Here is a 12,412-nt window from a genome sequence, read left to right as displayed (position 1 = left end):
GCACGGCATTTCTGAGAGCGGCCGGGTTATTTTCAACAAGCCGATCAAGCGCGCGAAGCTACTGGCCTTTTTTGAGACGCTTCCGCCCTGCGTCGTAGGCATGGAAGCCTGCGGTTCATCCCATCATTGGGGCCGTCAGCTGCGCACGCTCGGCCATGATGTGAAGCTCATGCCCGCTGGTTACGTCAAACCGTATGTGAAGCGAGGCAAGAACGACGCGGTTGATGCGGAAGCAATATGCGAGGCAGTTCGACGCCCGACCATGCGCTTCGTCGAGATCAAGACGGAGGACCAGCAAGCTATCCTCTCGATCCATCGCACGCGCGACCTGGCCGTCCGGCAGCCGCACCCAGCTGGCCAATATGATCCGCAGCCTGCTGCGCGAGTTCGGCCATATTCTGCCCATTGGGATCGAAGCGGTGACGGCTTTTGCGAAGCGTCACTTGGCTGGGGATCACCCGGACATGCCGGAGATCGCGACCGGCATGCTCGGCATTCAGTGCTATCAGTTCATCGGCCTGAACGAGCGCATCGACGGATACTCCAAGATGATCGAGCAACATGCCCTGTTGAACGCAGATGCGCGCAGGTTGATGCGCATGCCGGGGATCGGGCCGATCACGGCTTCAGCGATTGTCGCCACTATCGGCGATGCGCATCAGTTCCGAACAGGACGAGATCTGGCCGCCTGGCTGGGCCTCACCCCGCTCAACAAGTCGAGCGGCGGCAAAGAGAAACTGGGCAAGATCACCAAGCAAGGGGATCGCTACATTCGAAAGCTGCTGGTTGTGGGTATGACATCGCGCGCGGTCATGGCAAAACGGTCGCCAGAGAAAGTCGATCTCTGGACAGCCAAGATCATTGCCGACAAACCGTTTCGGCTGGCAACAATCGCGATGGCAAACAAGGCAGCGCGTTCAATCTGGGCAATGCTGACAAAGAAACAGGAATACCGGCAGCCAGCGTTCTGACCGCGCAGACTGCCCACGAGATGCAAGACGTTAAAGTGATGATGCGGAAGTAAGTCAACCAAGAGCAAGGACACTCCGGGAATGGCAGCGGCCCTCTGAGGTCGATAAGCCGATTGGAACCTCGCTCGCGGAATTCATCAGGGCCAGTGGAGGCAATGCCAAAACACAAACAGGCCGGACAGACGACAGTACTGACGAAACGACCGCGAAAATCGCTAAAAAACTCTTGCAATGCAGGAGCCACCCACAGATGCCGTTCAATCCGACCCAGTTACTGTCTCCGCTTTGCATTACCGCGAGGCGCCTAGTACCCGACGACTTCCCCCAACACTTCTCCTGCGCCGCCGTCGGGTGGGCGCGTATCTGCGACCGCGGCAAGCGTCAGCGCCAGATCGACTGTATGCACTCGACGCGAGACCCGCTGTGGCGCGAGGCTGAAACCGGCAAAAGCTATGGGCACGTGGGTGTCATAACGCCAGGGCGAGCCGTGGGTGACTGTGACCGAGAGACCGTCGAAATCGTTGATGAACCAGCCGGGGCTGGCCACCAGATAGATGTCGCCCGAGCGGTCGGGGTTGTAGTTGTTGGCCACGGCGCGCATCAGCGCATTGTCGGGCAGGGCGCCCGTACGAATGCGGGACGAAGGCACAGCGAAGGCGATACCTTCGAAGGTCGACAGTTCTTCGGCGATGGCGGTTTCCAGCGCGACAAGGTCGATGTCGTCGCGACTGTGCACCTCTTCCGAGAGGGTGAGGTAGGGGTGGTCATAGCCGGCTATCAGCGGATCGCTAAGGCCAAAGCGCGCGCGGATGCGATCGGCGGCGGGCTGGGTCGCCCAGTGCTCGGGGTTGACGTAGCCGCCCATCTCTCCCAGCTCGGCCAGGTATCCCGGCGCCTCGGGCGTGCCGTGATCGGCGGACAGCGCGATCAGGGTGTTCTCGAGCCCGATCTCGGCGTCGATAAAGGCGAAGAGATCGGTCAGGGTGCGGTCGAGCCGGAGCAGGTTTTCCTCGGCCTCGAGGCTGGAGGGGCCGAAGCCGTGGCCAATGTAATCGGTCGCCGAGAAGCTGACGGAGAGGTAATCGGTGACATCATCCTGCCCCAGGCCCTCGGCTGTGATCAGGGTCTTGGCGAAATCGGCGGTCATCTCGTCCCCGGCAGGGCTGAAGGTGAGCAGCGTGGGGAAATAGGGATCGTTCTTCCACGAAAGCGGATCGACGGTCGAATAGGGGTGCGGGAAGGTGCGCCCGAACCCGGCAAGATCGGTTTCCCAATCCTGATCGTCGCGATCGCCAAAAAGATAGCTATCGATGGGATGGGTCAGCTGCCACGAGGTGCCGAGATAGTTTTGCAGGAAATCCTTAGCGTTCCAATCGGTCACCCAATCCGGGTAGCTGTCGTAATAATAGCTGGAGGTGACGAATTCCCCGGCGGATTTGGAGAACCAGAACGCCTTGCCGGTGTGGCCCGCCATCGAGACGGCACCACGATCCTTGACCGAGACGCCAAAGACCTTGGCGCGGCCCTGGGTGGCGATGGACAGCTCGTCGGAAAAGGTGGTGGTCAGGATGGCGCGGGGCGAACGGCCATCGGAACTGGCGGCAAGCTGGGTGGGGTCGACCTCGGTGTCGGGGTTCACGTCCGCGCCCCGAGTGAGGAGTGGATAGTCGGCGTCCTCGACATTGTAGATAGTGCGCCCCGTGGCGCGGTCGTACCAGAGGTTGCCTACCATGCCATGGGCCGACGGATGCGCGCCGGTGGCCAGCGTGGTATGGCCGACGACAGTTTCAGTATTGGCGTGGGCGTGGTGGGCGTTGTCGTAGTAGACGCCCTGATCCATCAGATAGCGGAATCCGCCCGAGCCAAATTGGTCGTAGTGGCGGAAAGGCAGGTCGCCCCGCAGCTGATCCACAGTGATCTGGAGGATGAGGCGCGGCTTATCCTCGGCTAATGCACCGTTCGCCAAGGAAAACGCCAGGAAGACGGCGCAACTGGCCGTTTGGACAGGTGGCTTTTTCAACATCGAAGGCTCCTTCCTCTCGTCGATCGGCCCACGCGGTGCGCGGGCCGTCGCGTCATCAGTTTAGGGGCAGGACATCCGGGAAGGTCCAGCTGCCATCGAGGATTTCGGCGCGTGGCTGGTATAGCCGGACCGTGTAGTTCCAGCCCGGCGTAAGAGGGATGCAGTTGATCCGGCCATCCTCGCAGCCACCGAAATGGATGGTGAAGGAACCATCCTTATTCGGGGTGGCCGAGGTGTTGTTATAGCTGTTCCGCCCCAAATCGTTTGGCGCGAGGAAGCCGTCAGCGTCGTAGACGGTGATCGACCAGAACGCGTCCACCGGCACGTCTTGCAGCGTCACGGCATGGGGGGTCGCGCCGTCATTCCTATCGACGGCGTCGACAAAGGCGCTGGCCGTCCTGGCCGGCTGCCCCGCCCAGCCCGCCATTCCGATCAGATGGCCCAGCGGGTCCACCTCGTCGCGGCGGCCAAAGGCGATGCTGGCATCAAGGCCGACGGCAGCGGCGAGGTCACTGACCGCCTTCCGCGCAGCGGCAAGGGTGTCAAGATCCCAGTTCGGAGCCTCGAAGGGGCCGGTTCCGCCGCCTTCGAGGCGAATTCCGTCCTGCACCGCATGGGCGCGCGCCGTATCGTCGGGATCGCCCGCGTCGATGAAGGTGCGGAACAGGAGCATCGCGAAGCGGGTCCCGACCTCGTCCTCGGTCAGCTCGTATGCACCGGGTTCGGCATAGGCAAAGTTGTAGTGGTCCTGGCTGATCACCAGCACCGACTGGAACCGTCCGTCGCCCTCCGGCAGCGTCACCGTCACCGGCTGGGACAGATCGATGAGGGCGGACGAATACAAGGTGTCCTGGTTGGGCCGGATGACCGGCTGCGGCTTGTCGGCGGAGGTTACCTCGCGCTCATGGGCGATCTCGCCGACACCTGTTCCGTTGTTCTTCATAGTGAGCCGGAACATCGTATCGCTCTCGGCGCGCATGAGGTTCCGGATCGTGATATCTTCGGCGAGAACTGGTGCGGGTGCGTAGAGGGCAGCGGCAAGGAGAAGGTGTTTCATTTTCTGTCCTTTCTGTCAGTTCGCGGGCTCGACACCCGGGAAGACCCAGCTTCCATCCAGCACTTCCGGCGCTGCACGATAGAGCCGCACGGTGTATTGCCACCCCTCGACAAGCGGCAGGCAATTCACGCGCCCGTCCTCGCAGCCGCCCAGATGCACGGTCATCGAGCCGTCCTCATTGTACGTCCCGCTGACGGAGTTGATGACATAGGCGTCCATCGCGTTCGGCGCGAAATAACGGTTTGCATCATAGAGGCTGACCGACCAGAAATCCTTGACGGGCACGTCGGCCGGCACTTCGATCTTGTATTTCCCGACCGGCAGGTTCGGCGAGATTCCGAGATAAAGTGCCTCATCCTCGGGCAACCCACCCCAGCCACCGGCCGTCCCAATGAAATGCCGCACTGGATCGACATCCTCCTTCTTGCCGAACATGTGGAAACTGTCCGGAAGGTAGGCGCCGACACCGACGGCGGCCCTTACGAGCCCTAAATAGCCCTCTTCATCATAGGGCGGGACGATGAAAGGTTTGGACGAGGCAGCGTCGATCGACATCTGGTCCTGGATTGCGTGCACGGCGGCCAGGTCCGCGGAATCGGTCGCATCCAGCAGGACGCGCAGATAGACGGCGACATATGGCGTGTCAAACGTGTCCATATCGAGTGTATAGGCGCCGCCACCGTGCAAGACCTTGTTCAGGTAGTGGTCCTGGTTGATGACCATCGCCGACATGTAGCGGTCGCCGACATCCGGAAGGGTGACCGTCGCGCCCTTGCTGATATTGATGATCGCGGCGCTATAGAGAGTGTCCCGGTTCGCGCTGATGGTGGTCTGAGCATGGACGGGCATCATTTCGCGGAAGTGGTAGAACTTGTTTACCCCTCCAGCGAGGGCAACATATTTGCCGAACTCGATATCTGTCGCGGCACGGATAAAGTTGTCTACCGTGACTGGGATTTCCCTGCTGTCGGCAAGTTGGTCCACTGTGGTGTCGAAGTTTTGGGCATGAGCGGGACCAGAGACGATCGCGGCCAGGAATGCAAGAAACAAAAATATGCGGTTTGCCAACTGTTTACCTTTCATGAGTCGCCCCTCAAGTCTTCGCTTTCCTGGCGTTTTATCATAGTGCGACCGGTCATTTTGTGACAAAGAGACGCTATGAGACAGAAGTTGGTCAACATCATCGAACTGGCGCACGTCGTGGACATTCTTGACAGCTTCGTCCCGAAACACGTCGTCGAGAGTGCGCTCCGAACGGCTGGTCTCGACCGTAAGATGCTGTCAGAAGGAACCGGGTTTGTTTCCTACGCTGCTGAGGCCGTCATTCTGGAGTCCGTCGCCCGCATGATAAGCGATCGCCATCTGGGTGCCAGGGTTGGCTGGGCCTTCGACTACTTGGCTTACGGAGCTTATGCGAACTACGTGCTGGGCGCACCGGATCTGCGATCTGCGCTTGACCGCGGGCGACGCGCGCTGTCGCTGACGCATCCTGGCTCTGAAATCGTGATCCGACAGACTGACACGCACGTTGTCGTCGGACGAGACTCGAAAGGCTTCTCGGTCGTCGGCCACCGACACCTCGACGAAGGGGCGCTGTTCGTTATTTCCAAGGTGGTCAGGCATTTCCTCGGCACGGACTGGCAGCCCGATTGGTTTGAACTTCCCGATGGCAATGGTGACGACAAGTCAAAGCTTGCAGATCTGTTCGGCGCACCTGTTAGGACGGGAGCCCAGTCACCGTCCGTCGCGCTTCGGCTTTGCGACCTTGACACGCGAAACCCGCACCCCTTGCAGTCTCGGAAGACTATTACATTGGGGGACCTGGGTGCGCTCATGGGGGTTGAGCCGGTTCAGTCCATTGAAGGCGCGGTTTTGCAAATCATGCGCGCTCATCTTCCGACAAGTGTGCTTTCCGAGAGCAAAGTTGCGGCCCATCTTGCGATCGGCCCCAGGTCACTTCAGAGGGCCCTTAGGGCGGAAGGGACGGCATACAGGACAATCCGCTCCATGCTCATCGAGGAGCAGGCGCGCGAAATGCTTCAGAAATCGGACATTCCGGTCGAACGGATCGCCGAAATGCTGGGATACAAAGAGCCGAGAAGCTTTCGCCGTGCGTTCAGGGAGTGGACCGGCTCTTCACCAAAGAGCTTCCGGGGAAACCGAAACACAAACACTTGAGTCGTTGCCGCTGATCACATTCGCATATACACGATGGATTTTCTGGAAACCCAAGGCGTCCTGAAGTCTGCCAAAAAATTTTGAATTTCCCAGACCTGCGCTTCGTCCGCTCTGCCGGCATTTGCCGTTCTTGAGAATGTGCGGCCGCAGCGAATGGCAGGTCCGGCGACGCCGCACTGCGGAGACTGCAAGCGGGGAGAAGGGCCGCAAAGGGCCGGATTTCCCACCGTGGGAGGCGAATGCAAAATGAAACGTCGCTGATGGCTGAGAACCATTCTAACTGCAAAGCGACCGGTCACTCGGCAGGCCATGTATCCACTACAGTGCGGTGTGCAGTCTGCTACCGAAATAGCGTTAAAACCGCCTTGGACGATCAAGCATTAGCTGGAGCACAAGCTGTTCCCTTCCTGTTCTATTGTTTATGTGCAACTTTTGGAGGGGTCGACTTGCTTCAACCGGCAAGCTTCCTCAGCAATCGGTACTGCCTTGATGCACGTAAGCTTTTGGACCTGCGGCCAGACCCTAGAATGTGGCAAACGGAGAACAACATGAGCGCTAACGCGGACAGCGATCTGAAGGGCAACCAAGACGTTGCAGATATTGAAGGTGACTATTCGGTCTATCCGCATATGGATGGAATCAAATGCTCGATGTCCTGGAAACTCGGAAGCTATGGGGAACGCGGCGCGCTTTCCGAGGACATGATCGAGAGCTTGAGCGAACAGTTTGACCTCCCAACAACGCTCGTGCGCGACCTATCCGTAATTCTCGGTGACTGCCTCAACAACGATGACGACATCGCGATCAATCTGACCGAGGTCAGTCGTTCACAGGCGATTGAACGAGGTCAAAAATACCTCAAAAAGCTATTGCGGGAAGCCAAGCGGGACGCCATTGGTCCCCAAGAACTCCGGAACGCATTGGGCACGCTTTCGACCTATTTCGCGTCGCTCCCGGAAGACGCAGAACTTTTGCCGCAATTCCTCCAAAAGCTTGAGACCGCAAAAACGCTTTCTCAGGACGTGGTGGATGACATTCGACGCATCATCGAGACACCCGGCGCGGTTGCAGAGATGTCGCCACGAGACAAGCGGTTCTCGCGCGACAAACGCCGTCAGTACATCGTCGAGAGTTGCTGCTATTTCTGGAAAGATGCCGGTCGCCCCCTGACCTACACGACATATTCAGACGGTCGCCCCGGAGGACAACGGCAAGGCCCGCTCGTAAACTTTATCCAGGCTGCCGTGAAGATCATAACCGAACCGGAGCAAATCCTGAGCGGTGAGACGATCCGCGTGGATATTGACGATTTTCGCGACAGGCTTGAGCGCGAAGACAAGGAGCGTTGGGCCCCGCCGGAATTGGCCAATCAATACACTTAGAAGGAGCCCGCCTGCGTTGTCATGGTCATGGCATGACACGCGTTCCTGCCATTCCCCCTTCTGACGACCACGCGCACAAGCAGGTTGAGACAGCGATTGACCAGTTGGTCCGATTGCTAGCTGCCCAGGCAGTACGGGAACTGGGTCGGAACGCCTCTGACCAAAAGGAGGCGCATCAGGATGCCACAGATCACTTCCAAGAAGAGCCGACCCCGCAAGCTTCTGACGGTGAAAGACGTCGCTGAGCTGGACAATTGCTCCGAGAAGACAGTGCGCCGTGCGATTGCAGCAGGCCTGCTTGAGGTTATTCGGGTCGGCCCCGGCGGACGCCTCATCCGCATTGATCCGGCAGCACATGCCGCCTACCGGCAGGCACAGTGCTGGTAGGCAATCGCGACCAATAATGTCCGTTTACGTCAAAGATTTAAGTGGTTTTCGGGAAGAGGGCCTGCCCGTAAGTTGCGGACTTTCTGTGCTACGCTTTTCCCGAATCGGACCCCCTGTCCACACCCGTCCACCCGAGACTGACATGTCCAAAGGAACGCAATCCCGATGACTAGCCAGAGCCCCGTTCCATTGACATTGGCCTTCGTCAAAGCCGACACACCGATGTTTGCCGAAGTCATCGACCAACTGCGCTCCGAGAGATCTCTGTCGGACGGACGCTGCCGCGACATGATCTCCGGTCTGCGCCGCGTGGCCAAAGCCCTTGGGCTGCCGCCAGAGGATGTGCCCTGCGATAGCCGCTGGTTGCAGCCCCGTCTGTCCAAAGTCACACCGGCTGCGCTTGGTCTTGCACCGAAGAGTTGGCAAAACGCGGTCAGTGATACGCGTGCCGCCCTCGCGCATTTCGGGCTGGTGGAACGGCGCTTCAACCGGATCGATGATCTGTCTCCCGATTGGCAAGCGCTCTGGGTGAATGTACTGGCGTCCGGCGACAAGACATTACAACCCGCGCTCTGCCGCTTCGTGCATTTTCTGAACCGGCAGGGCGTCAAACCCGCCATTGTGCGCAAAGAGCATGCCACGGCCTATCGAGAAGCCCTTGCGCATAACGAGATCAGCAAATCACCGGATGTCGCATATCGGGCTGCGGTCAACGGCTGGAACCTGGCGGTTCGACGTATTTCACAATGGCCCAACGTCACTTTGGCTCTGGAATCGCGCCGGAAGGTCATCACTTTTCCGGTGACCGCGTTTCCAGCGCCCTTCCAAACCGCTCTTGCAAAGCTGATACATCGTCTGTGCAATCCAGACCCCTTGGCAGATGACGGTCAGAACAGGGCACTCCGACCCGCGACCCTGTCCCAATACCAAAGACAGTTGGTTCGGTTTGCCTCCGAACTGGTTCATTCTGGCCTCCCAATTAGCCACATTGGTGGTTTGGACGTCCTGATCAACCCGGTGATGGCTGAACGGGGTTTGCGCCAGATGTTATCGCGCACCAACAACCAGACCACAAAGATGATCAGCGAGATCGCCGCGCTGCTTCGCAACTTGGCCCGGATACTCAATGCACCCGATGACACCCGGGACGCGCTGTCGGGGCTTGCCGCGCGCCTGGCCGTCAAACCTCAGAATGGCATGACTCCCAAAAACCGAAGCAGGCTGCGGGTGTTGCAGGAGGATCGGCATCAGCAGCGTCTGCTGCTCCTGCCCGAACGGATATTCGCGCGACCACGCGGCACGTCCAAGCCGTATGGCTGGGCACTGGCACGCGAAGATGCGCTCGCCATCGCCATCTTGCTGGTCTGCCCGGTTCGCGTGAAAAACCTGGCTGGCATCCACCTGGAACGCCACCTGCACCGTCCCGGTGATGGCCGAGCCTACCTGGTTCTGGAAGACGGCGAGACCAAAAATGAGCGACCTGTCGAGTTCGAGATTCCGCGTGATGTATTGCGCATGATCGACGTGCATCTCAAATTTCGCTGCCCGGAGCTCTGCCCTGCGGGAACGCCTTGGCTGTTTCCCCGGAGGGATGGTCAGCATTCGGTTGATCCCGGCGTTCTGTCTGCGCGCATCTCCAAACGGATCCGGAAAGAAACGGGGTTGGAGATGAATGCCCACCTGTTTCGGCATTTCGCGGTGATGAACTGGCTCGACGCCAATCCCGGCGGCTACGAGGTTGCGCGCCGGTTGCTCGGACATTCGGAGGTCAGCCACACCATCAGCATGTATTCCGGTCTTGAGGCACGTTCGGCAACACGCGCCTTTGCTGACCTGATAGAAGCTAAGAAAGGGCGTCGCTGATGAGCCTTGTTCTGCCTCTGTCTGATTGGCCCGTGCAAGACCGGGATATGTGGCTCAACCTTCAGACGGAAGGTGGACCACTCGACGATTGCGGCGCGCTCTCACATCTGCGCGCGACCTCGTTGAAGACGCTGGAACTTCACTATGCGCGATAGCTGCAATGGCTGATTACCAGCGATGCGGAGGCGATCACACTGCCTCCGGCTCGACGCGGGACCCTGCCGCGCCTTTCCGCTTGGCTTCGGAACCTGCCACACACCCGGCCGATGACCCGGTTGATGTTCATTGAAGGCGTGTTGCGTATCCTCTCTGCAGCTGACCCGACACAGGACTGGTCCGCTCAGCGGAAGTTGAAAGCGGGATTGAAGCGCGCCGCGGGTCGAGGTGATCGGGATCGCAAACTTGGGCGTGTGTTGTCCAGCGAGGTTCTATTCCGTGCAGGTCTGATTCTGGCGGCGGGTCATGCAGAAGCGGCGCCAACACCGCTACGCCGTATGATGTGCCTGCGGGATGGTACCATGATAGCGATGTTGGCCCTGATGCCGATGCGGCGACGCGCCTTCGCGGGCCTTCGGATCGGCGTATCCCTGCACATCAGGCCCGATACTATGACTGTCGCGCTCCCCGGGGATCTCACCAAGTCAGGGCATCCCTGGGAAGCTGATGTTTCCCAGAGCGTTGAGCCGCTCTTACGCCGTTATGTCAACGAAGCCCGTCCTTTTTTTATGGAGCGTGGCCAACAACATCACAATGTCCTGTGGGTTGGCCGGTCTGGCACTCCTTTGAAGGAAGACGCGCTAGGTCCCCGAATTGCTGATCAAACGCTTAAGCTGACGGGGCGCCGCATCCCACCGCATTTCTTCCGGGATGCCGCCGCAACGACATTGGCGCGCTCCTCTCCGGAACACGCGAAGCTGATCCGACCAATATTGGCTCATGCGAGCTTCCGAACGGCTGAGCGCCACTACATCCACGCCCAGACAATTGAAGCGGGCCGCGACTACGCGGCTTTGATCAACCAGAAGAGAAAGGTCCGGCGATGACCCGAGTTGCAATCTATGCCCGTTTCTCCAGCCAAATGCAGAGAGACGCATCCATCGATGACCAAATGCGACTGTGCCGGGAACGTGCTGAGCGGGAAGGTTGGACTGTTGTTGACGCCTATTCTGATCGTGCGGTCTCCGGCGCCTCCATGTTGCGCCCCGGTCTACAAGAGCTGTTCCATGCCACTCAGGAAGGACGGGTTGATCTGATTTTGGCGGAAGCGCTGGACCGGTTGAGCCGGGATCAGGCAGACATCGCCGCGAATTTCAAACGTCTGAACTTTGCAGGTGTTGGCATCGTGACACTGGCCGAAGGTGAGATCAGCGAACTGCGCGTAGGTCTCAAGGGCACCATGAACCAACTGTTCCTAAAAGACCTGGCCGACAAAACGCGGCGTGGCCTGCGCGGAAGGGTCGAGCTTGGGCGCTCCGGCGGCGGAAACAGCTACGGCTATGACGTCGTCCGGCGTCTTGGGTCCGATGGCCAACCCGTCACGGGAGAACGAATGATCAACGCGGCGGAAGCTGAGATTATCCGGCGGGTATTACATGACTTCACCGAAGGACTCTCCCCAAAAGCCATTGCGCGCCGCTTGAACGCCGAGGGTGTCCCCGGTCCCCGTGGCAAGTTATGGCGTGACACCGCCATTCGAGGGCACCGAGTGCGTGGGACGGGCCTTCTCAACAATGAGCTTTATATCGGCCGCCTGGTTTGGAACCGGCTGCGCTACATCAAGGACCCAAAGACCGGCAGACGTGTTTCCCGTCTCAACGATCCGTCCAAATGGATCATCGCGAAGGTCCCTGAGTTGCGGATCGTCGGGGATGAACTTTGGGAGGCGGTCAAGCAGCGGCAAGGCGAGATCGAGGCTGATCCCCGTGTCAAAGCCATCAAGGAAACCAAGTTTTGGGAGAAGCGTCGCAAGAAGCACCTTCTGACAGGTCTTGCATTCTGCGGCACCTGCGGAGGGCCACTCGCCACTGTCGGGCGCGACTACCTCGCCTGCTCTGCCGCTCGCAAACTCGGTACTTGTTCCCATAAGCAATCCATTCGCCGCAACGTTCTGGAAGACGCCGTTCTGGATTTGCTTCGTCGTCGCCTGATGCAGCCCGACGCAGTTGCCGCTTTTATCAAATCCTTCAGCGAGGCCGCCAACGCAGAAGCAGGCACAGTAGAGGAAGCCCGGACCCGTCTACAATCCGAGCGGGACAAAACCGTACGCAAATTGAATGGGTTCTATGATGCAATCGCGGAGGGCATTCGTACCCCCGGCCTTCAAACGCGGCTCGAAGAACTCGAAGCGCAGATCGCCAATCTGGATGCCAAGCTCTCCGGACCAAAGCCTTCACCGGTGCGACTGCACCCAAATCTGTCGGAACTTTATCGCTCCAAGGTCGCAGATCTGGCACAGGCGCTATCGGATCCGTCGATCCGCACCGGGGCCTTGGAGATTATCCGGGGCCTGATTGAACGTGTTACGATCAAACATGAACGGGATGGCGTCCAG

The 12,412-nt window shown here is 59.4% G+C and carries 10 protein-coding genes and 1 pseudogene; 8 read left to right on the top strand and 3 right to left on the bottom strand.

Going from position 1 to position 12,412, the window contains the following annotated elements:
* A pseudogene (locus ACR0DY_RS19665) lies at positions 1-971 on the top strand (IS110 family RNA-guided transposase); the annotation flags it as partial.
* 304 nt (positions 972-1,275) lie between these two features.
* Here ACR0DY_RS19665 and ACR0DY_RS19660 read toward each other — a convergent pair.
* From ACR0DY_RS19660 to ACR0DY_RS19650, 3 genes are read right to left on the bottom strand one after another with little or no spacing between them, the layout of a single operon-like run.
* The gene (locus ACR0DY_RS19660; protein WP_480899007.1) at positions 1,276-2,994 is read right to left on the bottom strand and encodes an alkaline phosphatase family protein; all 1,719 of its coding nucleotides are present in this window, start codon (positions 2,992-2,994) and stop codon (positions 1,276-1,278) included.
* 55 nt (positions 2,995-3,049) lie between these two features.
* Positions 3,050-4,051 carry a DUF1214 domain-containing protein gene (locus ACR0DY_RS19655; protein ID WP_480899004.1) on the bottom strand — a complete coding sequence of 334 codons (1,002 nt, stop codon included), beginning with the start codon at positions 4,049-4,051 and terminating at the stop codon, positions 3,050-3,052.
* 15 nt (positions 4,052-4,066) lie between these two features.
* On the bottom strand, positions 4,067-5,134 hold the full coding sequence (locus tag ACR0DY_RS19650; protein ID WP_480484744.1) for a DUF1214 domain-containing protein: 1,068 nt from the start codon (positions 5,132-5,134) through the stop codon (positions 4,067-4,069).
* A gap of 87 nt (positions 5,135-5,221) precedes the next feature.
* Here ACR0DY_RS19650 and ACR0DY_RS19645 point away from each other — a divergent pair, with 87 nt between their 5' ends.
* The 7 genes from ACR0DY_RS19645 to ACR0DY_RS19615 form a co-directional block, all read left to right on the top strand.
* Positions 5,222-6,229 carry a helix-turn-helix transcriptional regulator gene (locus tag ACR0DY_RS19645; protein WP_480484745.1) on the top strand — a complete coding sequence of 336 codons (1,008 nt, stop codon included), beginning with the start codon at positions 5,222-5,224 and terminating at the stop codon, positions 6,227-6,229.
* A gap of 548 nt (positions 6,230-6,777) precedes the next feature.
* Positions 6,778-7,611 carry a hypothetical protein gene (locus tag ACR0DY_RS19640; RefSeq protein ID WP_480547419.1) on the top strand — a complete coding sequence of 278 codons (834 nt, stop codon included), beginning with the start codon at positions 6,778-6,780 and terminating at the stop codon, positions 7,609-7,611.
* Positions 7,612-7,791: 180 nt separating this feature from the next.
* Positions 7,792-7,998: a helix-turn-helix domain-containing protein gene (locus ACR0DY_RS19635; RefSeq protein WP_170743587.1), complete on the top strand. Its 207-nt coding sequence runs from the start codon at positions 7,792-7,794 to the stop codon at positions 7,996-7,998.
* 165 nt (positions 7,999-8,163) lie between these two features.
* Positions 8,164-9,861 carry a tyrosine-type recombinase/integrase gene (locus ACR0DY_RS19630; protein WP_480899000.1) on the top strand — a complete coding sequence of 566 codons (1,698 nt, stop codon included), beginning with the start codon at positions 8,164-8,166 and terminating at the stop codon, positions 9,859-9,861.
* Complete coding sequence (locus tag ACR0DY_RS19625) at positions 9,861-10,016, top strand: hypothetical protein (RefSeq protein ID WP_480547423.1); 156 nt, start codon at positions 9,861-9,863, stop codon at positions 10,014-10,016. Before ACR0DY_RS19630 ends, ACR0DY_RS19625 begins: the two co-directional genes overlap by 1 nt.
* 123 nt (positions 10,017-10,139) lie before the next feature.
* The gene (locus tag ACR0DY_RS19620) at positions 10,140-10,904 is read left to right on the top strand and encodes a tyrosine-type recombinase/integrase (RefSeq protein WP_480827068.1); all 765 of its coding nucleotides are present in this window, start codon (positions 10,140-10,142) and stop codon (positions 10,902-10,904) included.
* The coding region (locus tag ACR0DY_RS19615; RefSeq protein WP_480898997.1) for a recombinase family protein at positions 10,901-12,412 on the top strand (1,512 nt) is incomplete at its 3' end. The genes ACR0DY_RS19620 and ACR0DY_RS19615, both read left to right, overlap by 4 nt.

The sequence above is a fragment of the Ruegeria sp. O6 genome, assembly GCF_056535045.1.
Note: the sequence above shows the minus strand (reverse complement) of the source record. Positions and strands in the feature narration are given on the sequence as shown.

Coding starts and splice junctions, on each gene's coding strand:
- ACR0DY_RS19625 (WP_480547423.1), top strand. CDS start 9,861: ATGAGCCTTGTTCTGCCTCTGTCTGATTGGCCCGTGCAAGACCGGGAT.
- ACR0DY_RS19635 (WP_170743587.1), top strand. CDS start 7,792: ATGCCACAGATCACTTCCAAGAAGAGCCGACCCCGCAAGCTTCTGACG.
- ACR0DY_RS19640 (WP_480547419.1), top strand. CDS start 6,778: ATGAGCGCTAACGCGGACAGCGATCTGAAGGGCAACCAAGACGTTGCA.
- ACR0DY_RS19655 (WP_480899004.1), bottom strand. CDS start 4,051: ATGAAACACCTTCTCCTTGCCGCTGCCCTCTACGCACCCGCACCAGTT.
- ACR0DY_RS19650 (WP_480484744.1), bottom strand. CDS start 5,134: ATGAAAGGTAAACAGTTGGCAAACCGCATATTTTTGTTTCTTGCATTC.
- ACR0DY_RS19660 (WP_480899007.1), bottom strand. CDS start 2,994: ATGTTGAAAAAGCCACCTGTCCAAACGGCCAGTTGCGCCGTCTTCCTG.
- ACR0DY_RS19630 (WP_480899000.1), top strand. CDS start 8,164: ATGACTAGCCAGAGCCCCGTTCCATTGACATTGGCCTTCGTCAAAGCC.
- ACR0DY_RS19620 (WP_480827068.1), top strand. CDS start 10,140: ATGTTCATTGAAGGCGTGTTGCGTATCCTCTCTGCAGCTGACCCGACA.